Source organism: Streptomyces sp. NPDC048523 (genome assembly GCF_043199815.1).
Lineage (GTDB): Bacteria > Actinomycetota > Actinomycetes > Streptomycetales > Streptomycetaceae > Streptomyces.
Map to the genome: position 1 here is coordinate 577,537 of NZ_JBICWQ010000002.1, position 25,343 is coordinate 602,879.

Here is a 25,343-nt window from a genome sequence, read left to right on the forward strand (position 1 = left end):
GTGACGCGGTTTTCTACGTGAGCGAATGACTCACGTGCACCACCACAGGAAGCGGTCGCACTCCGTCGGGGACGGGTCCGGGCTCGGCGCCGCGGTGGTGGGGGTGGCCGTGGGGGCCGAACCGCCGCTCGTGGACGTGGGGGTGGCGGTGGGGGTCGACGCGCCGGCAGCCCTGGTGGGTTCCGACTGGGCGTCCGGGCTCTCGCTCGCGTCGGCCTCCTCGCTCTTGGACGCGGAGGGTGACGGGGACTCGGAACCGGACGGGGAAGGCGAGTTCGAGGGGACGGCTCCTCCGGAGTCGGCCTCCGTCGACGCCGACGCACTCACCTCCGGGGAGGTGCCGCCGTCGGCGGACTCCCCGCCCGCCGCGGCCGGCTTGGGGGACGATCCCGGGGCGTCCATGCCCAGTTCCGCGAGGCTCAGACCGCCGGCCGCGAGCACGAAACCGGCGGCGATCAGGAGGGTCCGGCGACGACGCCGGCGGTGCGCTGCGGCTTTGCGGTCGCGCCGGCTCGCCCCGCCCGCGAAACCGTCGGGGTCCTCGTCGTCGCCCTCGAACTCGTCGGCGTCGTCGTGGTCCTCGGGAACGTCCTGCGCCTGCGCGGCCCGGCCGCCACGGCCTCGCGCGCGTCGCCGCACCGCCCGGCCGCCGCCCACGGGTTCGGCCGTCGCCTCGGCCGCCTCCGGCCGCTCGACCTCGTCGTGACTCTCCCCGGCCTCCGCCACCACGCCGGCCTCGGCCTGATCGCCGTATGCGGCACTCCCCTGAGCGCTCTCGTACGAGGCGGCCACTTGAGGGGCCCCGTACGCGATGTCCGCGCCCTGGCTCCCGTACGCGACCGGGTATCCGGCGCCGTCGTACGCGTGCAGTTGGTGGGCCGGCGTGCCGCACCCCGGGCAGGCGAGGGCGCCGTTGAGGTGCCGTCGGCACGGGAGGCAGAAGTCCATGACGCGGGAAGATTAAGTTCCGGACCGGTGGCGTTCCTAGAGCCAGTCGTGAAGGTTGTGTGGGGAACCGGCCGTTCCGGTGCGGCAGTCGAGGATGTTCCACTCCCATCGCATCGAAACCGACATCGCCGGTTCCCCGTCGGCTCAGTTTTTCCTACGGGCCGTCATCACGCGCTGGATCAGGATGAACGCGCAGAGCAGCACACCGGTGGCGATCTTCGTCCACCAGGAGCTGAGCGTGCCCTCGAACTGGATGATGCTCTTGATCAGGCCGAGGACGAGGACGCCGAAGAGGGTGCCCAGGACATAGCCGGAACCGCCCGTCAGCAGGGTGCCGCCGATGACCACCGCGGCGATCGCGTCGAGCTCCATGCCCACGGCGTGCAGCGGGTCACCGGACTGGATGTAGAGCATGAAGAGCAGGCCGGCCAGCGCGGAGCAGAAGCCGCTCATCGTGTAGACCGCGATCTTCGTGCCGCCCAGCGGGAGGCCCATCAGCAGGGCCGACTGCTCGTTGCCGCCGATGGCGTACACCCGGCGTCCGAAACGGGTGTAGTGCAGGATGTAGAAGGCCGCGGCCAGGACGACCAGGGCCACGACGGCACCGATCGACAAGTCCCCCACGCCCAGCGGCACCCGTGTCTGCGCGAGGCTGCTCACGTCGGAGTCGTCGATGGCGATCGACTCCTTGCTGATGACCAGGCACAGGCCCCGGAAGAGGAAGAGACCGGCTAGCGTCACGATGAACGGCTGGATCTCGAAGTTGTGGATCACATAGCCCATGAGGAAGCCGCCGAACGCTCCCACGGCCAGGGATATGGGGATCACCAGGAGCAGGGGCAGACCCACGTCCTGTACCAGCCACGCCGTGAGCATCGTCGTGAAGCCGATCACCGAGCCCACCGACAGGTCGATGCCGCCCGACATGATGACGAAGGTGGCCCCGACGGCGGCGACCAGCAGATAGCCGTTGTCGATGAACAGGTTGAGGAACACCTGCGAGTCGCCGAAGCCGTAGTTCTGGTAGCGGCTGAGGCCGACGATGTACATCACGAGGAACAGGGCGGCCGTGACCAGGACGGGCAGCCGCCGGTCGCCGAGCAGGCGGGCCGACCTGGACGTCGTACGGCGCTCCGGCGCGCCCGGTGTCGCGGGAGTCCTGGTGGTCGTACTCATCACGACACCTCCATCTTGGGAGCGGAGTCGGCGGGCTCGGCGACCGCGGCGGGCGCTGCCGGGCCCGCGGTCTTCGCGCGGCCGCCGAAGACCTTGGCGCGGAACTTCGGGGACTGGAGCAGGCACACGACGATGACGACGGCCGCCTTGAAGACCAGGTTGGTCTGGGTGGGAACGCCGATGGTGTAGATCGTCGTCGTGAGGGTCTGGATGACCAGGGCGCCGATGACCGTGCCGCCGATGGAGAAGCGTCCGCCGAGCAGCGAGGTGCCGCCGATGACGACGGCGAGGATCGCGTCGAGTTCGATCCACAGGCCGGCGTTGTTGCCGTCCGCGGCCGAGGTGTTGGAGCTGATCATCAGGCCCGCGATGCCCGCGCACACCGCGCAGAACACGTACACCATGATCTTGATGCGCATCGACCTGATGCCCACCAGACGACTGGCCTCGGCGTTGCCGCCCACCGACTCGACGAGCAGGCCGAGGGCCGTGCGGCGGGTCAGCAGGACGGTGACGGCCACGACCGCGGCCACCACGAAGATGGAGAAGGGCAGCGTCAGCCAGTAGCCGCCGCCGATGAGCTTGTACGGCTCGCTGTTGATGGTGATGATCTGGCCGTCGGTGATCAGCTGGGCGACACCGCGGCCGGCGACCATGATGATGAGGGTCGCGATGATGGGCTGGATGCCCATCCTGGCGACGAGGAAGCCGTTCCACAGGCCGCAGACCACCGCCGCGATCAGGCCGAGGCCCATCGCGAGCAGCACGGAGGACAGGGCGCCCTGGTCGGCCTGGTCGCTGATGTACGAACAGGTGAGGGCCCCGGTGATGGCGACCACGGCGCCGACCGAGAGGTCGATGCCGCCGGTGGCGATGACCAGGGTCATGCCGACCGCCACCAGGATCAGGGGCGAGCCGAACAGCACGATCGAGACGAGGCTGCCGTAGAGGTGGCCGTTCGTCATGTGGATCGCGAAGAAGTCGGGCGTGAAGGGGACGTTGACGAGCAGCAGGGCCACCAGGACCGCGACCGGCCAGAACAGGTGATGGCGCGTCAGAGCTCGCCAGCGGGAGGTGGTGGTCACTGGTGTGCTCCGCTCGCGATGGTCTCGAGGATCTTGCTGGGGGTGATCTCGGGCCCGTTGGTGAGCTGTGCCACCAGCTTTCGGTCGCGCAGCACCCCGATGGTGTGGCTGAGGCGGAGGACCTCCTCCAGCTCGGCCGCGATGTAGAGCACGGACATGCCGTCCTCGGAGAGGGAGACCACCAGCTTCTGGATCTCCGTCTTGGCGCCGATGTCGATGCCGCGCGTCGGCTCGTCCAGGATGAGCAGTTTCGGCTGGGTGATCAGCCAGCGGGCGAGAAGCACCTTCTGCTGGTTTCCGCCGCTCAACTGGCCGACCCTGGCTTCGGGGTTGGCGGGGCGGATGTCCAGCGCCTTGATGTACTTGGCGACGAGTTCGTCGCGCTGTGCGGTGGGGATGGGCCGGGTCCAGCCGCGGGCCGCCTGCAGGGCGAGGATGATGTTCTCACGGACCGTCAGATCCGGTACCAGGCCCTCGGTCTTGCGGTTCTCCGAGCAGAACGCGACCCCGGCGCCGATGGCGTCGTTCGGGGCGCTCAGGGAGACCTGCTTGCCGCCGATGGTCACCGTGCCACTGTCCGGCTGGTCGGCGCCGAAGAGCAGCCGGGCCAGTTCGGTGCGGCCGGAGCCGAGCAGTCCCGCGAGGCCGACGACCTCGCCCTTCTTGATGTCCAGGTCGAAGGGGGCGATGCCACCGGTCCTGCCGAGGCCCTCGGCCTTCAGCAGCGACTCGCCCACGTCCGCGTGGAGTTGCTGGTCGTGCAGCTCCTCCAGCTGGTCCAGGGCCTTGCCGATCATCAGCTCGATCAGCCCGACCTGGTCGAGGTCGCGGACCATGTGCTCGCCGACCAGGGTGCCGTTGCGAAGGATGGTCATGCGGTCGCAGATCTCGTAGATCTGGTCGAGGAAGTGGGAGACGAAGAGGATCGCCACGCCCTCGTCCCTCAACTGCCGCATCAGGCGGAACAGTTCGAGGACCTCGTCACGGTCGAGGCTGGAGGTCGGCTCGTCCAGGACCAGGACCTTGGTGCCGGAGCCCTCGCCGTCACTGTCGCCGGTGCCCACCGACCGTACGATCGCGACCAGTTGCTGCACCGCGAGGGGGTACGAGGACAGCGGCGCGGTGACGTCGATGTCGAGGCCGAGGCGGTCGACGAGCTCCGCCGCCTCCTTGCGCATGCGCTTCCACTGGATGCGGCCCGCGCGGGTGGGTTCCCGTCCGATGAAGATGTTCTCCGCCACCGACAGGTTGGGGCAGAGGTTGACCTCCTGGTAGACCGTGCTGATGCCGGCCTGCTGCGCCTGCAGCGGGCTGTCGATCCGCACGGCCTCGCCGTCGAGGGTGATGGTGCCGCCGTCCAGGGAGTAGACGCCGGTCAGCACCTTGATCAGGGTGGACTTCCCTGCCCCGTTCTCGCCCATCAGGGCGTGGATCTCGCCGGGGAAGAGCCGGAAGTCGACGCCCGACAGAGCCCTTACCCCTGGAAACTCTTTGACTATGCCCGTCATCTCCAGGACGGGCTGCGGCTCTGCCATGGCAGCGCTCCTCATGGATTCGTCGAATCTCGTTCACGGCCTGCGGGGAGCCTCCTTGAGCCGAGGTGTGCTCGGCCTGCCGGAGGCTCCCCTGCGGTGGGTGCGGTCGGTCCCGCGGTCGGTCAGTACTTGCGGCTGGGGAGCGCGGCCTTGGCCTGGTCCTGCATGAAGTCGCCCTCCTTGGTCTTGATCCAGCGCTCGACCTTCTCGCCGTTCTTGACCTTCTTCACGGTGTCCATCAGCTGCGGGCCGAGCAGCGGGTTGCACTCGACGATGGCGTTGATCTTGCCCTCGGACATGGCCACGAAGCCGTCCTTCACGCCGTCGATCGAGACGATCAGGATGTCCTTGCCGGGCTTCTTGCCCGCCGCCTCGATGGACTGGATGGCGCCGATGGCCATGTCGTCGTTGTGCGCGAAGAGGACGTCGATGTCCGGGTTGGACGTGAGGAAGGCCGCCATGACCTGCTTGCCGCCGGCGCGGGTGAAGTCACCGGTCTGGCTGACGACGATCTTCCAGTCGTCCTTGTGGTCGGCGTCCATGACCTCCTTGAAGCCCTTGGCGCGCTCGATCGCCGGGGCGGCGCCGGTGGTGCCCTCCAGCTGGGCGATCTTCACCGGGCCCTTGTGGCCGGCCTTCTCCAGGACCTTCTCCAGGATCTTGCCGGCGCGGCGGCCCTCCGCGGTGAAGTCGGAGCCGACCAGGGTCACGTACAGGGACTCGTCGGAGGTCTCGACGGAGCGGTCGGTGAGGACCACCGGGATCTTCGCCGCCTTGGCCTCCTTGAGCACCGCGTCCCAGCCGGTGACGACGACCGGGGAGAAGGCTATGACGTCCACCTTCTGCGCGATGTAGCTGCGGATGGCGGAGATCTGGTTCTCCTGCTTCTGCTGGGCGTCGGAGAACTTCAGGTTGTAACCCGCCTCCTTGGCCGCGGACTTCACCGAGTCGGTGTTGGCGCTGCGCCAGCCGCTCTCGGAGCCGACCTGGGAGAAGCCGAGGGTGATCGCCTTGCTGCCGTCGGCGGAGGTGCTGGACCCCTTGTCGTCCTTGGCGCAGGCCGCCAGGGTGCCCGCCGCCGCCACGCCGATCGCCGCAGTGAGGAAGTTCCTTCTGTTGAGCATGTTCTTCTCCTTTGAAGAGCCAGGACCGATCGCACTGCGTCCAGCCTGTCGATCATTATTCGAAATACCGGTCACACTGGTGTGCGAATGTTGCCGGTTCGTGCTGTTTGGTGCCGCGTCAGTCGGGGGCCGTGCTGGCCCGGACGACGAGTTGGGGTTCGATGGCGACTCCGGGCGTCCCGGAGGGCTCCCGGCCTTCGATGAGATCCAGCAGCAGGTCGATGCTCCGCTTGCCCACCCTCGCGAAGTCCTGCCGGACGGTGGTGAGCGGTGGAGCGAAGAACTCCGATTCCGGGATGTCGTCGAAGCCCACCACCGCGACGTCCTGAGGAGTACGTACGCCCGCCTCACGCAGCGCCCGCAACACCCCCAGTGCCATCTGGTCGTTGGCGACGAAGACGGCGGTCAGTCCGCGGCCCACCCAGCCGGCCAGTTGCTGGCCCGCACGATAGCCCGACAGCGGACTCCAGTCCCCCCGCAGCGGCAGCGGCGGCTCGACGCCCGCCGCTTCGAGGGTCGCCCGCCAGCCGGCGGCCCGGTCGACCGCTTCCTGCCAGTCCTCGGGCCCTGCGAGATGCCAGACCGTGCGGTGGCCGGCGGCCAGCAGATGACGAGTGGCCAGCCGCCCGCCCAGCACCTGATCCACGTTGACACTGGGGATCTCCGCGCCGGAGCCGGTCCCCACGGCCACCACGGGGAAGGGACGACGGAGTTCGGCGAGGGCCTCGACCGCCGACCGCTGCGGAGCGAGGGCGATCACGCCCTCCACCCCGCCCTCACTGAGGTGGTCCAGTGCCTCGGAGAGAGTCTCCACCGCGAGCTTGCGCAGATTGACCGTCGAGACCGTGTACCCCTCGGCGCGCGCCGCCTCCTCCAGGGCGAACAGCGTGCTGGCCGGTCCGTAGAGGGTGGTGTTGGAGGCGACCACCCCCAGAGTCCGGGTGCGCCGGGTCACCAGGGCCCGTGCCGAGGAGTTGCGGCGGTAGCCCATCTCCTCGATCGCCCGCTGCACCCTGGCACGCGTCTCGTCCCGCACATTGGGGTGATTCCCCAGGACACGAGAGACGGTCTGGTGGGACACCCCGGCCAGGCGCGCCACATCGGCCATGGTGGGCGGTCGGAGCTGTACGTGGTTCACGGCCGCACCTCCTTGGCGATCGCTTGTGGACAGGTCCTGCGTCGTGGCGGACGACTCCGCCCCGACCGGGTCACTCCGGGGTTCCGGACAACCTCGTGCCTCCTTGGATGCCGGCGGGCACCGATCGGTGTGTGCGGAGGTCATTGTGAGCGCTAACAATTCCCGTCGGTCAAGAGGGCTGCAGCGGGAAGTGTCGTCACGGTTGAATAACGCGACCACCTGCAGGAGTCGAGGAGCTGGGTGGTTTCGTGCGGCCGTACACCCGCCATGTGCGGGCATGTGGGCGGTCACATTGAAACCGTTACGCGTTCGACCATCTGACCCATTGACACTCCGACCACGTCGTCTTTACGGTCGTGTCAGCATTTCGAACGTGAGCCGATATTTCGAACACGCTGAAAGCCTAGGGAGTAGTTGACGTGCGCATCACGGGAATCAGCACGCACGTGGTCGGGACGCCATGGCGGAACCTGACCTACGTCCAGGTGCACACCGACGAGGGACTGACCGGCGTCGGCGAGACCCGCATGCTGGGCCACACCGACGCCCTGCTCGGCTATCTGCACGAGGCGAAGACCAACCACATTCTCGGGTCGGACCCGTTCGCTGTCGAGGACCTCGTCAAGCGTATGAAGTACGGCGACTACGGCCGGGCCGGCGAGATCGTGATGTCCGGTATCGCTGTGATCGAGATGGCCTGCTGGGACATCAAGGGCAAGGCCCTGGGCGTTCCGGTCTGGCAGCTGCTCGGCGGCAAGGTCACCGACAAGGTCAAGGCGTACGCCAACGGCTGGTACACCACCGAGCGGACCCCGGAGGCCTACCACAAGGCCGCCCAGGGGGTCATGGAGCGCGGCTACAAGGCGCTCAAGATCGACCCCTTCGGCACCGGGCACTTCGAGCTCGACCACGAGCAGAGCCTGTACGCCGTCTCGCTCATCGAGGCCGTCCGTGACGCCATCGGGCCGGACGCCGAGCTGATGCTGGAGATGCACGGCCGCTTCTCCCCCGCCACGGCGGTCCGCCTGGCCAAGGACCTCGCGCCCTTCAAGCCCGCCTGGCTCGAGGAGCCGGTGCCGCCGGAGAACCTGAAGGCGCTGGAGAAGGTCGCCGCCAAGGTGGACATGCCGGTCGCCACGGGTGAGCGGATCCACGACCGCATCGAGTTCCGCGAGCTCTTCGAGAGCCAGGCCGTGGACATCATCCAGCCCGACGTCGGCCACATCGGCGGCATCTGGGAGACCCGGAAGCTGGCCGCGACCGCCGAGACCCACTACGTGCTGGTGGCGCCCCACAACGTGGGCGGACCGGTGCTGACCGCCGCCTCCCTCCAGGTCGGCTTCACCGCGCCGAACTTCAAGATTTTGGAGCACTTCAACGACTTCGCCGACGCGGAGATCAAGAAGGTCGTCAAGGGTGCCCCGCAGGTCGTGGACGGCTACTTCCATCTCTCCGACGCCCCCGGCCTCGGGGTCGAGCTGGACGTCGACGCCGCCGCCGAGTTCCCGCAGCAGCAGGCACGGTTCGACCTGTGGGCCGAGGGCTGGGAGCGGCGCCAGCCCAAGGGCGCCGCCGAGTGAACCTCGCGGTCGTCATCGAGGCGCCCGGTGAGCACCACCTCGTCGAGCACACCCCTCGGGAGCCCGCCGCCGGCGAGGCGCTGGTCCGCGTCCACGCCGTCGGCATCTGCGGCAGCGACCGCGAGGTGTACCAGGGCAACCGGCCCGAGGGCTACGTCCGCTACCCGCTCACGCCCGGTCACGAGTGGTCCGGCACGGTCGAGGCGGTGGGCGCCAGAGTTCCGACGTCGCTCGTCGGCCGCAAGGTGGTGGGTGAGGGCTTCCGGAACTGCCAGGTCTGCGACCGCTGCCACGCGGGCCAGACCACTCTGTGCGCGGCCGGCTACGAGGAGACGGGCTTCACCGAGCCCGGCGCCATGGCCACCACGCTCACCCTGCCGGCCCGGCTGCTGCACGCCCTCCCGGACGACGCCGATCTGACGGCGGCCGCTCTCCTCGAACCCGCCGCCTGCATCGCCGCCGCCGCCCTCAAGGCGAACACGCGGCCCGGCGACCGGGTCGCCGTGGTGGGGACCGGGACGCTCGGGATGTTCGCCGTCCAGTTCCTGAAGGCGGGTTCGCCGTCGGAGCTGCTGATGGTGGGCACCCGCCCGGACCGGGCGGAGCTCTCGAGGTCCTTCGGCGCCACCGACTTCCGCACCCGGGACCAGGAGCTGCCGGACGACTTCGACATCGTCATCGAGACCGCTGGATCTGCGTCCGCCGCCACCACCGCTGCCGCCCTGCTCAGACGCGGTGGCCGGCTCGTCCTCACCGGCCTCCCGGCCCCGGGCGCCGACGGACTCGACCCCACCGATCTCGTCGTACGGCAACTGGAGGTGCACACCGTGTTCGGGGCGCCGCCGGACGCCTGGGCGCACACCGTGCGGGTCTTCGGGGCCGGGTTGCTCGATCCGCTGCCGCTCGTCACGCACGAGTTGCCGTTGGAGGAGTTCACTCATGCCATCGAGTTGGTCGGGTCCGGTGACCCGAAGGTCGGAAAGGTCCTCCTCCGGCCATGACACACCGCTGAGCCGTACGCCGGTACGAGGTACCTGACGACTTCGTACCGGCGTACATCCAAAGCCTTGCGTACCCAGAGCCGCGAATGTCGTCCGAAATACCGAACCAGAAGGACAGCTTGTGACCGAGACCACCGCCAGCGCGGCCCGACGACCCGGCGAGCAGGCACTCGCCGCGCTGGGCCTGAGCGCGCCCGCTCTCGCCCCCTCCGACGCGTCCCCGCACACCTTCCCCGGGGGCGGGCGCTGGCGTACCGAGGTGCCCTCCGTGGAGGGCCCCGAGGCGCTCGGCGTGGTCCTGAAGGAGTCTTCGCGGCTCGATGTCCCGATCCACCGGATCAGCCAGGGGTCGGGCGTCTGGATGCTCACCGACGCCGAGATCACCGAGATGGTGGAGGCGGCCTCCGAACGTGACATCGAGCTCTGCCTGTTCACCGGCCCCCGCGGCACCTGGGACATCGGCGGCTCCACCCGCACCGACTCCCGGGGCGGCGGGTTGCGCGCCCGGGGCCACGACGCGGTCGCCGGGTGCGTCGAGGACGCCGTCCGCGCCACCGAGCTCGGTGTGAAGTGCCTGCTCGTCGCCGACGAGGGCGTGCTGTGGACGCTGCACCGGGCGCGGGGCGCCGGGATCATCCCGGCCGACACGACGCTGAAGGTGTCGGCGCTGATCGGGCCGGTGAACCCGGCCGCGTACGCCGTGTACGAGAACCTCGGCGGCGACTCGATCAACGTGCCCAGCGATCTGACGCTCGATCACCTCACCGAGATCCGGCGGGTGTCGGCCGCCCCGATGGACATGTACATCGAGGCTCCCGACGATCTCGGCGGCTATGTACGGATGTACGAGGTCGCCGAGCTGATCCGGCGCGGCGCACCGATCTATCTGAAGTTCGGCCTGTCGAAGGCCCCGGGGATCTACCCGTACGGGCACCACATGCGCGATCTCACACTGTCCACCGCCAAGGAGAGAGTGCGGCGCGGACGGCTCGCCCTGGACCTGCTCGCGCGGCACGGAGCGGACGCCGACATGGCTCCGCTCGGCTCCCGGCTGCCGGGCGCCCTGAAGCGGTTCGAAACGCCTGCATAACGTTCCGGACAACTCCCCTTCACAAAACCCGACGCAGTCGCACAGACTCCGACACGACCCAACCTCTCCAGGTTGCTCCCCCGCACCGCCCCCAGACACCCTCACCGCCGGACCGCACCCGGCCTCCCGACATCAAGATCAAGGATGATGATCATGCGTACTCGTCGAGCCGCACTCACCGCCATAGCCGGCGCCGCCTCTCTCGCCCTCACCCTCACCGCCTGTGGCCAGGACAGCAAGGGCGGCAGCGAGGAGAGCACGGGCAGCGCCAAGGGCGGCACCATCGGCATCGCGATGCCGACCAAGTCCTCCGAGCGCTGGATCGCCGACGGCAACAACGTCGTCAAGAACCTCCAGTCCAAGGGCTACAAGACCAAGCTGGTCTACGGCGAGGACGACCCCGACCAGCAGGTCTCCCAGATCGAGAACCTGATCACCCAGGGCGTCAAGGGCCTGATCGTCGCGGCCATCGACAACAAGTCGCTGAACAACGTGCTCCAGCAGGCCAAGGACGCCAAGATCCCGGTCATCGCCTACGACCGCCTGATCCTCGGCACGCCGAACGTCGACTACTACGCGTCGTTCGACAACACCAAGGTCGGTGAGCTCCAGGCCAGCTACATCGTCGACAAGCTCGGCCTGAAGAGCGGCAAGGGCCCCTTCAACATCGAGCTGTTCGCCGGCTCCAACGACGACAACAACACCAAGTACTTCTTCGGCGGCGCGATGAGCGTGCTGCAGCCGTACATCGACAGCAAGAAGCTCGTCGTCAAGTCCGGCCAGACCAAGATCAACCAGGTCACCACGCTGCGCTGGGACGGCGCCACCGCCCAGAAGCGCATGGAGGACATCCTCACCTCGACGTACGGCAGCGCCAAGGTCGACGCGGTCCTGTCGCCGTACGACGGCATCTCCATCGGCATCCTCGCCGCGCTGAAGTCGGACGGCTACGGCTCCGCGAGCAAGCCGCTCCCGGTCATCACCGGTCAGGACGCCGAGCTCGCCTCGGTGAAGTCGATCATCGCGGGTCAGCAGACGCAGACCGTCTACAAGGACACCCGCAAGCTCGCCGAGGTCGCCTCGACCATGGTGGACGACGTCCTCAACGGCAAGAAGCCCGAGGTCAACGACACCAAGACGTACGACAACGGCTCCAAGGTCATCCCCGCCTACCTGCTGCAGCCGGTCAGCGTCGACAAGAGCAACTACACGAAGGAACTGGTCGACACCGGCTACTACAAGGCCAGCGAGCTCAACTAGTCAGCTCTGTCGGCACATTCCTCTGATTGAAAGGCACGACCATGGCGGGACCCGTCCTGGAAATGCGCTCGATCGTCAAGACCTTTCCCGGCGTCAAAGCGCTGTCGGACGTCACACTGACCGTCCGTCAGGGCGAGGTCCATGCCATCTGCGGTGAGAACGGCGCCGGGAAGTCCACCTTGATGAAGGTGCTCTCCGGCGTCCATCCGCACGGCACGTACGAGGGCGACATCCTCTTCGAGGGAGACGTCGTCCAGTTCAAGGACATCCGGGCGAGCGAGCAGCACGGCATCGTGATCATCCACCAGGAACTGGCCCTGGTGCCGTTCCTGTCGATCGCGGAGAACATCTTCCTCGGCAACGAACACGCCTCCGGCGGGTTCATCAACTGGAACGAGACGCTGAAGCACGCCACCGAGCTGCTGCGCCGGGTGGGTCTGAGCGACCACCCGGAGACCCGGATCACCGACATCGGTGTGGGCAAGCAGCAGCTGGTGGAGATCGCCAAGGCGCTCTCGAAGAAGGTGAAGCTGCTCATCCTCGACGAGCCGACCGCGGCTCTCAACGACGAGGACAGCGGCAAACTCCTGGATCTGATCCTGGAGTTGAAGAAGCAGGGCATCACCTCGATCATCATTTCCCACAAGCTCAACGAGATCCGCAAGGTCGCCGACTCGGTGACGATCATCCGCGACGGGAAGTCGATCGAGACCCTGGACGTGAAGGCCCCGGAGACCACCGAGGACCGGATCATCTCGGGCATGGTCGGCCGCGACCTCGACCACCGCTTCCCCGAGCGCACCCCGTACAAGGGCGAGGCGGACGCGGCCCCGGCGCTGGAGATCCGCGACTGGACCGTCCACCACCCGATCGACCAGCAGCGCAAGGTCGTCGACGACGTGTCGATCCATGTGCGGCGCGGGGAGATCGTCGGTATCGCGGGCCTGATGGGCGCGGGGCGTACCGAGCTCGCGATGAGCGTGTTCGGGCGGACCTACGGCCGGTACGCGGGCGGCAAGGTCTTCAAGGACGGCAAGGAGATCCGTACCAAGTCCGTCGCGGAGGCGGTCGAGCACGGTATCGCCTACGTCACCGAGGACCGCAAGCACTACGGTCTCAACCTCATCGACAACATCAACCGCAACATCTCGCTGACCGCCCTGAACAAGGTCGCGAAGCACGGTGTGGTCGACGAGCACGAGGAGCGGAAGGTCGCCGAGCGCTTCCGCAAATCCATGAACATCAAGGCGCCGACGGTCTTCGAGACGGTGGGCAGGCTGTCCGGCGGCAACCAGCAGAAGGTCGTCCTCAGCAAGTGGATCTTCGCGGGTCCCGAGGTGCTGATCCTGGACGAGCCCACGCGCGGTATCGACGTGGGTGCCAAGTACGAGATCTACACGGTCATCGACCAGCTGGCGGCCGAGGGCAAGGCGGTCGTCTTCATCTCCTCCGAGCTGCCGGAGCTGCTCGGGATGTGCGACCGCATCTACACCATGGCCGCCGGACGGCTCACGGGTGAGGTTCCGCGGGCCGAGGCCACGCAGGAAGTGCTGATGCGCCAGATGACGAAGGACAAAGAGGTAACGCGATGAGCACCGATGTGACGAAGGTTCCGGCCGCGGCGCCGCCGGGCAAGGGCGGGGGGTCGTCCTCCGACGGGGGCCTGCTCCAGCTGATGCTGAACGGGCTGCGCCGCAACATGCGGCAGTACGGCATGCTGATCGCGCTCGGTCTGATCGTCGCGCTGTTCGCGGTGTGGACCGACGGCGACCTGCTGCTGCCGCGCAACGTCTCCAACCTGGTGCTCCAGAACAGCTACATCCTGATCCTCGCGATCGGCATGATGCTGGTGATCATCGCGGGGCACATCGACCTGTCGGTCGGTTCACTGACCGCCTTCGTGGGCGCGTTCGCCGCCGTACTGACGGTCCAGCACGACGTGGCCTGGCCGGTCGCGCTGGTGCTGACCCTGGTGGTGGGCGCGGTCGCGGGCTCGGTCCAGGGCTACCTGATCGCGTATCTCGGCATACCGTCGTTCATCGTCACCCTGGCGGGCATGCTGCTCTTCCGCGGTCTGACGGAGATCCTCCTGGAGGGCCAGACCCTCGGCCCGTTCCCGAACGGGCTGCAGAAGCTCGGCAACGGCTTCCTGCCGGAGGTCGGCCCGGAGACCAACTACCACAACATCACCCTGCTGCTGGGCTTCGCGCTGCTGGCCTTCGTGGTCTACCAGGAGGTCCGCGACCGCAAGCGCCAGCAGGAGTTCGCGCTGGACGTGCTGCCCAGGAACGCCTTCCTGCTCAAGCTCGTCGCGATCGCCGCCGCGGTCCTCGCGGTCACGATGCTGCTCGCCAGCTACCAGGGCGCGCCGATCATCCTGATCGTCCTCGGTGTGCTGGTGGTCGGCTACGGCTACGTCATGCGCAACGCGGTCTTCGGCCGGCACATCTACGCGATCGGCGGCAACCTGCCGGCCGCGAAGCTGTCCGGCGTCAAGGACAAGAAGGTCACCTTCCTTGTCTTCCTGAACATGGGCGTGCTCGCGGCCCTGGCGGGTCTGGTGGTCGCGGCCCGCCTGAACGCGGCCTCTCCGAAGGCGGGCCTGAGCTTCGAACTCGAGGCCATCGCCTCGTCGTTCATCGGTGGCGCGTCCATGAGCGGCGGTGTGGGTACCGTCCTCGGCGCGATCATCGGTGGTCTCGTCCTCGGTGTGCTGAACAACGGCATGAACCTCCTCAGCGTCGGCACCGACTGGCAGCAGGTCATCAAGGGCCTGGCCCTGTTGGCGGCGGTCGGCTTCGACGTGTGGAACAAGCGCAGGGTCGGTTCGTAGACCGGACCGAACGGATCGGGCCCCGCCTGAAGGCGGGGCCCTTCCCATGGGAGGAGAGGAAAGACCGGTGAAGACGCTCTTCGGCAGGCTCGCCGACGGGACCGAGATCCACCGCTGGTCGCTGGAGAACGGCGGCACCCGGCTGAAGGTCCTGTCGTACGGTGGGATCGTGCAGTCGCTGGAGATACCGGACCGGGACGGCCGGTACGCGAACGTCTGCCTCGGCTTCGACAACATCGAGGACTACGTCACCAAGACCCCGTACTTCGGCGCGCTGATCGGGCGTTACGGCAACCGCATCGCCGAGGGCCGGTTCACCCTGGACGGCGAGAGCCACCAGCTCTCCGTCAACGACGGGGACAACAGCCTGCACGGCGGCACCCAGGGCTTCGACAAGCGGGTGTGGGACGTCGAGCCGTTCACCGAGGGCTCGGACGTCGGCCTGCACCTGTACTACACGTCGGTCGACGGGGAGATGGGCTACCCGGGCACCCTCGCGGTGAAGGTGACGTACATCCTCACCCGGTACGGCGACTGGCGGATCGACTACGAGGCCACCACCGACCGGGCCACCGTGGTCAACCTGACCAACCACGTGTACTGGAATCTCGGCGGCGAGGGCGCCGGCACCATCGAGGACCACGAGCTGCGCATCGCCGCCTCCCGCTACACGCCCACCGACTCGGGTCTGATCCCCACCGGTGAGCCGGCGGAGGTCGCGGGCACCCCCTTCGACTTCCGCCAGGGCAAGCGGATCGGCCGGGACCTCCGAGCCGGTCACGAGCAGCAGGTCTTCGCCAAGGGCTACGACCACAACTGGGTCCTGGACAAGGGCGTCACGGCCGAGCCCGAGCACGTGGCGACCCTGCGCGACCCGTCGTCGGGCCGCTCGCTGAAGATCTCCACCGTCGAGCCGGGTCTGCAGTTCTACTCGGGCAACTTCCTCGACGGCACCCTCACCGGCACCGGCGGTCACACCTACCGCCAGGGCGACGCGCTGTGCCTGGAGACACAGCACTTCCCGGACTCGCCGAACCACCCGTCGTTCCCCTCGACAGTGCTGCGTCCGGGTCAGACGTACCGGACCACGACGATTCACTCGTTCGGCGTCTGACCTGGTCAGATGACGAGTTCGGGCCCGGGGTTCCCGAACTCACACTTCTTTCACACCCGTTGAACAGCGCCACTCAGGCGTCCGTATGTAAGGGCGGCCCGTGCTCCCCCGCGCGGGCCACCCAATGACGACGGACCCGGTCGTCCCCGCCGGGTCCGCCCCATACGGAGGTTCGATGGCCGACAACGTCACCTCGTTGTTCCGCAGCACGGCTGCGCACAGCCCGTCCATGGCGGCGCTGGCGCGCGAGGGCGGCGACGGGACGGGGCCGGTGGACTTCTGTATCCCCTGCAATCCCTACTTCCCCACTCCGGCGATGATGGACACCATGGCCGCGCGGCTGAAGGACATCATCACCTACTACCCGTCCAGTGCCGACACGATCACCGCCGAGCTGTGCAACCTGCTCCAACTCCCGCCGCAGGCCGTGGCGATGGGCAACGGCTCGACCGAACTGATCACCTGGATCGACCATCTGCTGGTCCGCGAGTCCCTCGCCATCCCGGTCCCCACCTTCGGCCGCTGGACCGACCAGCCGATGGAGACCGGCAAGCGGGTCGACATGTTCCCGCTCCAGGAGTCCAGCGGATTCGCCCTGGACCTCGCGCAGTACGCCGAGTTCATACGCACCCGGGGCACGCGGGTCGCGGTCATCTGCAACCCGAACAACCCCGACGGCGGCTTCCTCCACAAGCACGCGCTCGTGCAGTTCATGGACGCCATGGCCGACCTGGACCTCATCGTCATCGACGAGTCGTTCCTGGAGTTCGCGGACGCCGAGCAGGAGCCGAGCGTCGTCCAGGAGGCGATGATCCGGCCGAACGTCATCGTCCTGCGCAGCCTCGGCAAGAACTTCGGACTGCACGGCATCCGCTTCGGCTACATGGTCGCCAACCCCTCGTTGGCGGGCCGGGTCCGCTCGATGCTGCCGAAGTGGAACCTCAACGCCTTCGCCGAGTACGTGGTGTTCATGCTCAAGGAGCACGGCGCCGAGTACGCGCAGAGCCTCCACCAGGTCCGCCGGGACCGCCTCGACATGGCGAGCCAGCTCTCCGCGCTGCCCGGCCTGACCGTCTACCCCTCCCAGGGGAACTTCCTCTTCGTGCGCCTGCCCGTGGGCGCCGAGGGCACCGTGGTCCGGGACCGGATGCTCACCGAGCACCGGATCCTCGTCCGCGAGTGCGGCAACAAGATCGGCTCGTCAAGCCGCTTCCTGCGTCTCGTGGTGCGCCCCCAGGTGGACGTGCGTCGCCTGGTGTCCGGCCTGGAACAGGTGCTCTACGGGACCAGGAGGGGAGCCGTCGTGCCCGAGCTCGCTCAAGGGACCGGCTACAGCTCGGGTACGGCGGCAGTGGACCGCTTGGTCGGCCAGACCAACGGGGCCGGCATGCAGGACCTGGCCGCGATGGCCGTCGGCGGTGGCGGGATGAGCGCAGGCGTCGGCATGCCGATGCCGGTCGCCCAGCCGATGGCGGTGGCCGCGCCGGCGCCGATGGCGCCGGCTGCGTCCATGGGTTCCATGGGTTCCATGGGTTCCATGGGTTCCATGGGTTCCATGGGCGCGGGGATGCCGATGCCGGCCCAGATGCCGGCGCCGGCCCCCATGCCTGCCCCAGCCCCAGCCCCCGCCCCCGTGCCGGCCCAGATGCCGACGCCTCCGCCGGCTCCGGCGCCCTTCGCACCGCCCAGCGGGCCGACTCCGGTGGGAGTGCCGGCCCGTGGTGGGCTCACGGCCGCGCAGGTGCGGGGCATGACCGCCCCGGCACCCGGGGCTCCGCAGGAGCTGTCCCAGGCGCCCGCCACCGGGTGGCCCAACGCCCAGAGCTGGCCGAACGCGGCGGGGATGGGGCAGACCGGCTGAGCGGCGCCCACGGGTCCGACCGGGTCAGTAGGCGACAGGCCAGCCGCTGCTCCAGTTCAGCAGGTTGATGCCGAGCTTGGGTGTGCCGTTGGCGTTGCCGTCGTAGTAGTGGTAGACGATCAGGTCGCCGTCGGAGTCGTTCATGATGGACTGTCCGCCGGGGCCGATGATGCTGCCGTGGGACTCCAGGACCGCCGTGCCGCCGTTGTTCATCATCGAGACGCCGTTCTTGTCGACGTACGGCCCGGTGACGCTGGTGGCACGGCCGACCTTGACCTTGTACGTCGAACTGGTGCCGGCGCAGCAGGTGTCGTAGGACGCGAAGAGGTAGTAGTAGCCGTTCCGCTTGACGATGTACGGCGCCTCGACGGCCTTGGTCCCGGTCGGGCGGGAGGCGATCGAGTACCGGGTCGTGTTCGTCGAGAGCTGCTTGCCGGTGGCCGGGTTGATCTGGATCATCTTCAGGCCGGTCCACCAACTGCCGAAGGACAGCCACCACTTGCCGTCGCCGTCGACGAACAGGTTCGGGTCGATGGCGTTGTAGTCGCTGGAGGTGGTGGAGGTGTACACGGTGCCCTGGTCGCTCCAGGAGCCGGGCAGGCCGGTGCTCGAAGTCGCCAGGCCTATCGCGGACTTGTTGGAGCCGAAGGTCGAGACGGCGTAGTACATCAGGTACTTGCCGCCCTGGTAGGAGATGTCGGGCGCCCAGGCCTCGGTGGCGTACGACGACCACCAGCCGGGCTTGGTGGAGAAGGCGTCACTGCCGGCCGTGAACGCGATCCGGTCGGTGGAGGTGCGGTAGCCGAGCCCGCCGCCGGTGCCGTACAGCAGGTAACGGCCCGCCGACGTACGGATCATCGTCGGGTCGTGGATGGTGGTGGCACCGGTGACGGTTCCGGGGTTGGGGTACGCGGAGGCGGTGCCCGGGATCAGGGCCAGCAGGAAGGCCACGGGGACGGCCAGAAGTGAGGTGCGGCGCACGTCGACGCTCCTTGAGTGGGGGGAGGTGTTCGACAGGTCGATCACCGATCAGAGCTTCGGACGGGACCGTAGAATCGAACCCCTTGCGCGTCAATGGTCCGCGCACACCTCGGTCGCCGTCAGTGGTCCTCCTGGGACGGGGTTCCGCCGCCCATGCCCATGCCACCGCCCGGGCCTGCGGCGCTGGAGTGCCTTCTACTACCGCGTGCACAGCCCGGTGATCCTCATCGAGTACGACGCCCAGGCCCCGCTCTTCTACAAGGGCGGCTCCTCCGCGACCCCCAGCGCGAGCGCCGGCGCGACCTCCGGAGCCTGGGAGGGCCGCCGGGGTCGCGGCTCTCCGCAGGACTCAGGCGACCTGCTCGAAGACCATCGACCACCAGCTGTCCGGCTGGGCGAACGCGTACGGGTCGCGGGCCTTGAGGTACTCGACGAGCTTGTCGGTGTACGGGGCGCGGTCCTGGGGCGCGGCCTGCTCCAGGTGCCTGGTGCGCAGCGCGAAGCGGTACAGGAACTCGACGAGGTCGGCGAGGGTGCGGTTCACGATCTCGGCGCGCGGCTCCGCGTCGAAGGACATGAGGATGACGTAGCCGCGGTCCATGTCGAGGCAGTACCGCATCGCGGGGTCGTCGGTGGGGCCGCCGAGCACGAGGATGTGGGTCTCGTCGCCGCCCGCGGCCACCGGGACCACGGTGAAGGGATCGGGTCCCTCCTCGGCGGTGTCGAGGGTGAACAACACGTCGACGAAGACGGGGACACCGACCTCGCACAGCACCTCGGCGTCGGCCTCGGACAGTCCGCGCTCCTCGGCGACGGCACGGTCCAGCGTGACCACGCGGTCCGCGCCGAACAGCTCCGTCATCTCGTCATGGGTGGCCATGCGTCTCTGCTTTCCCTTCGTGAACGTGCGGGCGGATCAGTCGGCGAGACCGGCCCGTCGCAGCAGCTTCAGCCAGTCGTCGTACTCCACCAGTTCGTCGTCGACCAGCGCGAGCCGCTTGTACGCGTCGGCAGTGGCCGGCCCCTCCAGGAAGAACGTCCCGAGGCCGGGCGCGAGCCGGTCGAAGCGCTCCGCGTCGACCCAGTCGGGGCCTGCTTCCGGGGCTCCGAGGACGCCGCCGCCCGCGCGGTCGAGGAAGACCGGGGCCTCCTGGATCATCCCGACACAGTAGAGCTTCTCGGGGGACAGCGGCAGCGGGGAGTCGACCACCGGCTCGCAGTAGAACTGGTGCTCCTCCGCCTCCTCGAGCCCGAAGAGCTGCACGGACGGCCCGCAGCTCGCGCCGTCGAGCACTCGGCAGAAGTCCAGGAACTCCCGCGGCACCCCGTCCGCCTCCGCGGCGGCGGCCGTCTCCTCGTCGATCGTCCCGCCCAGCGTGAACGACAGCACGTCCGGGCTCTGGGCCAGTGCCGTCCGCAGGGCGTCCACCGTCGCGATCAGACGGGACGACGCCGGGCTCGCGCTAGTCATCTGGCCACCACTTGATGTCGATGTTGATGGGATTGCCGTCCGGAAGATCCTTGATCTGCGGACGTATCTGCTGCGTACCGATGTCGTAGTTGGTCGTCCGGTCGAGCATCCGCAGGTTACGCCACGCGTCCGGACCACCGGTCTGGAGTTCGTTGACGTGGTCGGGTTGCATTTTACGGGCGGCCTGCGCGGCCTCCTCGGCGAACTCCGGGTCGTCCTTGTGGTTCCTGCGGATCAGCGCTTCCAGTGCGCCCTTGTACTTGGCGGTGATCTCCTTGTCGCGGTAGTCCTCGGTCCTGCCCTTGAACTTGAAGAGCTTGCCCTCCTCGCCGAGCCGCTGGAGGGCCCGTGCCTTCCGCTCGAAGGCCTGCTTGGGCATCCCGGGCTTCCACTCCAGGGTGACCGTGTGGGGGTCCTTGGTCGTGTCCGGCTGGTTCTTGCCGATCCCGCCGGCGTCACGGACGGTGTCCTGGTCGCGGGAGCGTTTGACGATGCTCTGCAGCATCGTCTCGATGTTCTTGTCGTTGCGCGCGTGGTTGTCCCCCATCGCCCGCACGCCCTTGGACACGTCCTGGAGGTGCTTGTGGAGCTGGTCCTCGGCCTCCTCGATGGCCTTGAGGATCTTCTCGGCCCCGGTCTCGACGGCCGCCGCGAGGGCGCCCTTGCCGCGTGTCCGGTTCAGCCCGGCGCGGCTGCGGCGCAGGTGGGGGCGGGCGCCGGACTCGTGCTCGTCGGCCTGGGAGGTGATCCGGTCGGCGAGCCGTTCGTGCAGCTCCTGGTCGCTGCGTACGGTGTCGCTCACGCGGCGCCTCCCTTGCTGGTGAAGCTCCCGTTGGTGCCGTCTGCTCCCGTGACGGCGTCCAGCCCGTCGGAGAAGCCCTCGCTGCCCGCGTGCAGGGTCTTGCCGGGGCTGTAACCGTCCTGCAGGCCCACGGCGTTGGCGCCGAGCTGGAGGACGAGGTCGGTGGCCATGTTGCCGAGCGCGGAGTAGACCGGGCCCATGGCGACCGACATGAGCTCCTCGACGAGGAGTTGCTCGGCCTCCTTCAGCAGCCGCCGCACGATGAGGCGGGTGGCCTGGGTGGCACCGAGCGCGCCGACCTCGGAGAGCCCGAGGGTGAACGGTGCGGCGGCCTGGGCGGCGATGATCTCGGCGGCGAGGATGCCCAGTTGGACGATGGCGGCGACCTTGGCACCGGCCACGGCGACGGCGGCACCGTCCAGGGCCATCGCCCCGAGGTCGGCCGCCTCACCGAGCCGTTCCAGGTGTACGTCGCTGACCTTGCCCCAGTGCTGCTGGAAGGCGGCGGTCGCGATGCCCTCGTTCCCTTCCAGGAACTCCCTCACGACGCTCGCCGTGGCGTCCTTGCCCTCCCGCATCTGCGAGGCGAAGGAACGCAGGCCGTCGGCCATGTCCCGGTAGTCGTCCTCGTCGACGTTGGGCCACTCGACGCCGATGAGGTCCAGCACCCAGGCCGCCTCGTCGGGCAGCACGACCCCCATGCTCGTTCCCCCTTCGCCTTGGCAGGACCATTTCAGGTCACGCGTACGACGGCCGAACTTTACTACGGGGGGCGGGATTTGCCCGGGGTACGGGAGGGAGTGGATGGGGTGGAGTTGTTGGGGCGGGGGGCTTTGCCGGGGGCGCGGGACGAGAGCGGTGCGTGTTGGCGGGGTGGGGGCGGTCTCGTGTTCGGTGGCTGGAATTCGGTGGTGGAGGGGGGGAGGGGTTCGGGGCGGGGGTGCGGTGTTCGGCGGTGGCCGAGAGGACCGGGGCCGGGAGGGCGGTCGACGAGGACCGAGGTGGGCCTGAGCAGGCGCGGTAGTCAACGGTGACCAAAGCCCCCGAGGCCGAAGGGACATAGGCCCAGCGCTCGACGAGGACCGAAGCGACCCCGCCAGGCACGGTACTCAACAGTGCCCACAAGCCCCGGCCCGGAGGGACTCAGGTCCACCCAGGCCGCAGTGATCCGGGCGAACCCGCACACAGCGGCAGCCGACAGAACCCCGGACCGGCGAAAGCGCTCTGCGGGGACCGAAACGACCCGGACCGCCGCGGTGCTCAGCGGTGACCAACAGGCCCCGCGGTGGGAAGGCCAGAGATGCATCCAGGCGGCAGCGATCCGGACTCAACCCGCACACAGCGGCAGCCGAAGCCCCCTGGACCGACGAAAAACACTCAACGCGGCCCGAAGGGTCCTGCCGGCCGGGAGCCGCCCAGGCCGCCCAAGCCCCCCGGTCCGCCCACGCCTCGCCAAGGCCCGGAGTGCTGCTGGGGATCCGTACGGCTATCCGTGTCGGACTGTGACGCGCCCTGGTCCTCGCCCCGGACCTCGCCCTGATCCTCGCCCTCGTCCTCCGTGCGACGCGCCCGCTGCCACTCCCCGAACCGCTCGCCGGCCTCGCGGGCCTCGGCGTCGGTGCGCAGCTCGCCCGCGCGGCGGATCTTGTCCGCGCCGGAGAACAGTGCGGCGGTGTACTCCGGGTCGGTGAAGGCCTGTTCGGCGGTGAGGTCACCGCGCAGCACCCCGCGCGCCATCTCCCGCAGTTTCGGATCGGGCCCGGTGCTCAGGGTGCGCAACGCGCGGAGCAGGCTACGGGCCCGGTCCTCGTCCTTGGCGACATCCAGCAACTCCGCCTGGTCCACCTCACGTCCGTCCGGCATGCGCCCCTCCCCCTTCCGTACGCCAGTCGCCCCAGTATCCAACAGCCCCGCGGGTCACGGGAGTCGGGAGCGCGTCCTCAGGAAGCGAGCGCGTCCCGCATCGCCTTCGCGGTGACCGCCGGGTCGTAGCCGTCGGGAACGCCCTCGACGAGGATGATGTCGCCCGCGATGTGCCGCGAACGCAGCGGCGCGATCTCCTGGTACGCGGCGGAGTCCCACCAGGACCGCGCCTGCGCGATCCCGGGAAATCCGATCACCACGACATGTCCCGGCCAGCCGCCCTCCTTCACCTCGTGCTGCGTGCCATGCACGAGGAAGCGCCCGCCGTACGGCTCGAAGGTGGCGGTGATGCGCTCGATGTACTCGGCGATCTCCGGATGCGGCGCGGCTTCCCGCAGGTGGGCTATGGCGTAGGCGGTCATGGCGTCCTCCCGGTCGGTGGGGCTCCGTACGCGGACGAGCCTGGCAGGCGGGGCCGACCGGGGTCGATTACCCGGGAAGTAAGCGGTGCGCACGGCGATCCGCTCAGTCGGGCGTCTCGGCCGGCTCGGAGCCGTCGTCCGCGGCGGACCGCTCGATGTCGTCGTTGCTCGCGGCCCAGCTGGCCAGCAGGTTCAGGGCGTCCTGCGAGGGGGACGCGGGCTCGGCGGTGTAGGTGAGGAGGAACTGGCTGGGGCCGTCGCCCAGCGGAAAGGTCTCGAAGGGCAGGTCGAGGTCGCCGACGACCGGGTGGTGAAGGAGCTTCACGCCGGTGGTGTGCATCCGGACGTTGTGGGCGGCCCAGCGGCGCCGGAATTCCTCGCTGCGGGTGGACAGCTCCCCGATCAGGTCCGTGAGCCGCCGGTCGTAGAGGTCACGGCCGGCCTCGGCGCGCAGCATGGCCACGGCGTCGTTGGCGACTTCGTCCCAGTGGCGGAAGAACTCGGTCGCGTGCGGGCTGAGGAAGACGAACCGGGCGTTGTTCGGCGGCCGCAGCGGGTCGGCGTAGACCGGGGAGAACAGGGCGCGCCCGAGGTGGTTGGCGGCCAGGATGTCCCCGCGGCCGCTGAGGACGAACGCGGGTGTGCCGGCCATCGAGTCGAGGACGCGCCGCACTGTCGGCCGGACGCGCTGCTGAGCGGGCCGGCGGCGTGGTGGGCGGGTGGTGCCGGCGCCGCGCAGGAGGTCGTTCAGGTGGAGGCGTTCGGCCTCGTCGAGCTGGAGTGCCTGCGCGATGCCTTCGATGACGCTCTCGGAGACGCCGGTGGCGTTGCCGCGCTCCAGCCGGGTGTAGTACTCGCTGGAGATGCCCGCGAGCAGGGCGACCTCCTCGCGGCGCAGCCCGGTGACCCGTCGGCGCTCTCCGCCGTACAGGGGCAGTCCGGCCTGCTCGGGGGTGACCCTGGCGCGCCGCGTGCCGAGGAATTCCCGGATCTCCGCGCGGAAATCATCACGGATGTCGCGATTGCTGCCTTGTGGGTCGTTTCTGCCTGTCATGCGCTTCACTCTACGAGCGCTTGCGCCGGGGAGGGGGTCCCTGTCAGTGACCCCCTCATCAGGGACTCCCATCCGCGCGGGACAGCGGGTTTCGTTGAAAGCACACCCCCGCACACACCGGGCGCCGGATCGCGGCACCTGAAAGGAAACTCCGCATGAGCAAGGTCATTCTCGTCACCGGTGCCGGACGCGGCCTGGGCACGGACATCGCCCGCGAGGCCCTCGCCGCCGGCCACCAGGTCGTCGCCACCGGCCGCCGCCCCGAAGAGGTCGAGAAGGCCTTGGGCGGACCGCAGGACGACCTGCTGGTCACCAAGCTCGACGTCACCAGCCTCGAGGACGCCGAGGCCGCCGCGCAGGCCGCCGTCGACCGCTTCGGCCGTATCGACGTCCTGATCAACAACGCCGGTAACCTCTTCACCGGCTACTTCGAGGAGATCTCGCCCGCGCAGATGCGCCGGCAGTTCGAGACGAACCTCTTCGGTCCGATGAACGTCACCCGCGCCGTCCTGCCCGTCATGCGGGCACAGCGCGACGGCCACGTCATCACCATCACCTCGACGGCCGGCCTGGTCGGAATGGAGTTCACCTCCGCCTACGCGGCCTCCAAGTTCGCGGAAGAGGGCTGGATGGAGTCCCTGCGCCACGACGTGGAGCCGTACAACATCCGCACCACGGTCGTGGAGCCGGGCTACTTCCGCACCGAACTCCTCGTGGACGGCTCCACCGTCTGGCCCGAGCTGTCCATCGAGGACTACGCCCCGCGCACCGCCCCGCGGGTCGAGGGCATGAAGAGCATGAACGGCCGGCAGCCCGGCGACCCCGCGAAGCTCGCCCGCGCCCTGCTCACCATCGCCGGCCAGGACAAGCCGCTGGAGCGCTTCGTCGCCGGCGCGGACGCCATCGAGGCCGCCGAGGCCAAGGCGAAGCAACTCCTCGCCCAGGCCGAGGCCTCCCGCGAACTGGGCGGCGCCCTGGACTACGACGACGCCCACGCCTGAGTCA

22 protein-coding genes and 1 pseudogene are annotated in these 25,343 nt (G+C 68.8%); 9 read left to right on the forward strand and 14 right to left on the reverse strand.

Features of this window, described 5'->3' with window-relative positions; translation table 11 throughout:
• Positions 1–30: 30 nt before the first annotated feature.
• The 6 genes from ACGFWE_RS11625 to ACGFWE_RS11650 form a co-directional block, all read right to left on the reverse strand.
• The gene (locus tag ACGFWE_RS11625) at positions 31–948 is read right to left on the reverse strand and encodes a hypothetical protein (RefSeq protein ID WP_393599535.1); all 918 of its coding nucleotides are present in this window, start codon (positions 946–948) and stop codon (positions 31–33) included.
• 144 nt (positions 949–1,092) lie between these two features.
• The gene (yjfF, locus tag ACGFWE_RS11630) at positions 1,093–2,124 is read right to left on the reverse strand and encodes a galactofuranose ABC transporter, permease protein YjfF (protein WP_352383458.1); all 1,032 of its coding nucleotides are present in this window, start codon (positions 2,122–2,124) and stop codon (positions 1,093–1,095) included.
• On the reverse strand, positions 2,124–3,209 hold the full coding sequence (locus ACGFWE_RS11635) for an ABC transporter permease (RefSeq protein ID WP_062042626.1): 1,086 nt from the start codon (positions 3,207–3,209) through the stop codon (positions 2,124–2,126). The genes yjfF and ACGFWE_RS11635 overlap by 1 nt, the downstream gene beginning before the upstream one ends.
• Positions 3,206–4,744: a sugar ABC transporter ATP-binding protein gene (locus ACGFWE_RS11640; protein WP_352383459.1), complete on the reverse strand. Its 1,539-nt coding sequence runs from the start codon at positions 4,742–4,744 to the stop codon at positions 3,206–3,208. Before ACGFWE_RS11640 ends, ACGFWE_RS11635 begins: the two co-directional genes overlap by 4 nt.
• 122 nt (positions 4,745–4,866) lie before the next feature.
• Complete coding sequence (locus ACGFWE_RS11645) at positions 4,867–5,868, reverse strand: ABC transporter substrate-binding protein (protein ID WP_352383460.1); 1,002 nt, start codon at positions 5,866–5,868, stop codon at positions 4,867–4,869.
• A gap of 118 nt (positions 5,869–5,986) precedes the next feature.
• Entirely contained in the window at positions 5,987–7,006 is a 1,020-nt protein-coding gene (locus ACGFWE_RS11650; RefSeq protein WP_352383461.1) for a LacI family DNA-binding transcriptional regulator, read from the reverse strand.
• 419 nt (positions 7,007–7,425) lie between these two features.
• Between ACGFWE_RS11650 and ACGFWE_RS11655 the strand changes: the two genes are divergently transcribed.
• The 8 genes and pseudogenes from ACGFWE_RS11655 to ACGFWE_RS11690 all read left to right on the forward strand — a co-directional run bounded on the left by ACGFWE_RS11655 (position 7,426) and on the right by ACGFWE_RS11690 (position 17,745).
• Positions 7,426–8,586, forward strand: a complete 1,161-nt coding sequence (locus tag ACGFWE_RS11655; RefSeq protein WP_352383463.1) for a mandelate racemase/muconate lactonizing enzyme family protein — start codon at positions 7,426–7,428, stop codon at positions 8,584–8,586.
• On the forward strand, positions 8,583–9,587 hold the full coding sequence (locus ACGFWE_RS11660; protein WP_393599539.1) for a zinc-binding dehydrogenase: 1,005 nt from the start codon (positions 8,583–8,585) through the stop codon (positions 9,585–9,587). Before ACGFWE_RS11655 ends, ACGFWE_RS11660 begins: the two co-directional genes overlap by 4 nt.
• A 121-nt stretch (positions 9,588–9,708) precedes the next feature.
• Positions 9,709–10,677, forward strand: coding sequence for a hypothetical protein (locus tag ACGFWE_RS11665; RefSeq protein WP_352383466.1), 969 nt, complete (start codon positions 9,709–9,711; stop codon positions 10,675–10,677).
• Between the two features lie 153 nt (positions 10,678–10,830).
• Entirely contained in the window at positions 10,831–11,937 is a 1,107-nt protein-coding gene (chvE, locus tag ACGFWE_RS11670) for a multiple monosaccharide ABC transporter substrate-binding protein (protein WP_352383468.1), read from the forward strand.
• 41 nt (positions 11,938–11,978) lie between these two features.
• Entirely contained in the window at positions 11,979–13,529 is a 1,551-nt protein-coding gene (gene mmsA, locus ACGFWE_RS11675; protein ID WP_352383469.1) for a multiple monosaccharide ABC transporter ATP-binding protein, read from the forward strand.
• Positions 13,526–14,770, forward strand: coding sequence for a multiple monosaccharide ABC transporter permease (gene mmsB / locus ACGFWE_RS11680; RefSeq protein WP_352383471.1), 1,245 nt, complete (start codon positions 13,526–13,528; stop codon positions 14,768–14,770). The genes mmsA and mmsB overlap by 4 nt, the downstream gene beginning before the upstream one ends.
• A 58-nt stretch (positions 14,771–14,828) precedes the next feature.
• Positions 14,829–15,884: pseudogene (locus tag ACGFWE_RS11685) on the forward strand (aldose epimerase family protein); the annotation flags it as partial.
• Positions 15,885–16,059: 175 nt separating this feature from the next.
• Positions 16,060–17,745: a pyridoxal phosphate-dependent aminotransferase gene (locus tag ACGFWE_RS11690; protein WP_393599542.1), complete on the forward strand. Its 1,686-nt coding sequence runs from the start codon at positions 16,060–16,062 to the stop codon at positions 17,743–17,745.
• A gap of 24 nt (positions 17,746–17,769) precedes the next feature.
• Here the strand turns inward: ACGFWE_RS11690 and ACGFWE_RS11695 are convergent, their stop codons facing one another.
• From ACGFWE_RS11695 to ACGFWE_RS11730, 8 genes are all read right to left on the reverse strand, one after another.
• Entirely contained in the window at positions 17,770–18,726 is a 957-nt protein-coding gene (locus ACGFWE_RS11695; RefSeq protein ID WP_352383474.1) for an arabinan endo-1,5-alpha-L-arabinosidase, read from the reverse strand.
• Between the two features lie 349 nt (positions 18,727–19,075).
• Positions 19,076–19,606 (reverse strand): SUKH-4 family immunity protein, encoded by a 531-nt coding sequence (locus ACGFWE_RS11700; protein ID WP_352383476.1) that lies wholly within the window; start codon positions 19,604–19,606, stop codon positions 19,076–19,078.
• A 36-nt stretch (positions 19,607–19,642) separates the two neighbouring features.
• Positions 19,643–20,197 carry a hypothetical protein gene (locus ACGFWE_RS11705; RefSeq protein ID WP_393599545.1) on the reverse strand — a complete coding sequence of 185 codons (555 nt, stop codon included), beginning with the start codon at positions 20,195–20,197 and terminating at the stop codon, positions 19,643–19,645.
• Complete coding sequence (locus ACGFWE_RS11710; RefSeq protein WP_352383480.1) at positions 20,190–20,999, reverse strand: hypothetical protein; 810 nt, start codon at positions 20,997–20,999, stop codon at positions 20,190–20,192. Before ACGFWE_RS11710 ends, ACGFWE_RS11705 begins: the two co-directional genes overlap by 8 nt.
• A complete protein-coding gene (locus tag ACGFWE_RS11715) occupies positions 20,996–21,700 on the reverse strand; it encodes a hypothetical protein (RefSeq protein ID WP_393599547.1) in 705 nt (234 codons plus the stop codon). Before ACGFWE_RS11715 ends, ACGFWE_RS11710 begins: the two co-directional genes overlap by 4 nt.
• Positions 21,701–22,376: 676 nt before the next feature.
• The gene (locus ACGFWE_RS11720; RefSeq protein ID WP_393599549.1) at positions 22,377–22,862 is read right to left on the reverse strand and encodes a hypothetical protein; all 486 of its coding nucleotides are present in this window, start codon (positions 22,860–22,862) and stop codon (positions 22,377–22,379) included.
• 77 nt (positions 22,863–22,939) lie between these two features.
• Positions 22,940–23,284 (reverse strand): DUF1330 domain-containing protein, encoded by a 345-nt coding sequence (locus tag ACGFWE_RS11725; protein ID WP_393599551.1) that lies wholly within the window; start codon positions 23,282–23,284, stop codon positions 22,940–22,942.
• A 103-nt stretch (positions 23,285–23,387) separates the two neighbouring features.
• Positions 23,388–24,338: a helix-turn-helix transcriptional regulator gene (locus ACGFWE_RS11730; protein WP_352383487.1), complete on the reverse strand. Its 951-nt coding sequence runs from the start codon at positions 24,336–24,338 to the stop codon at positions 23,388–23,390.
• A 155-nt stretch (positions 24,339–24,493) separates the two neighbouring features.
• Between ACGFWE_RS11730 and ACGFWE_RS11735 the strand changes: the two genes are divergently transcribed.
• Positions 24,494–25,339: an SDR family oxidoreductase gene (locus tag ACGFWE_RS11735; protein WP_393599552.1), complete on the forward strand. Its 846-nt coding sequence runs from the start codon at positions 24,494–24,496 to the stop codon at positions 25,337–25,339.
• Positions 25,340–25,343: the final 4 nt, after the last annotated feature.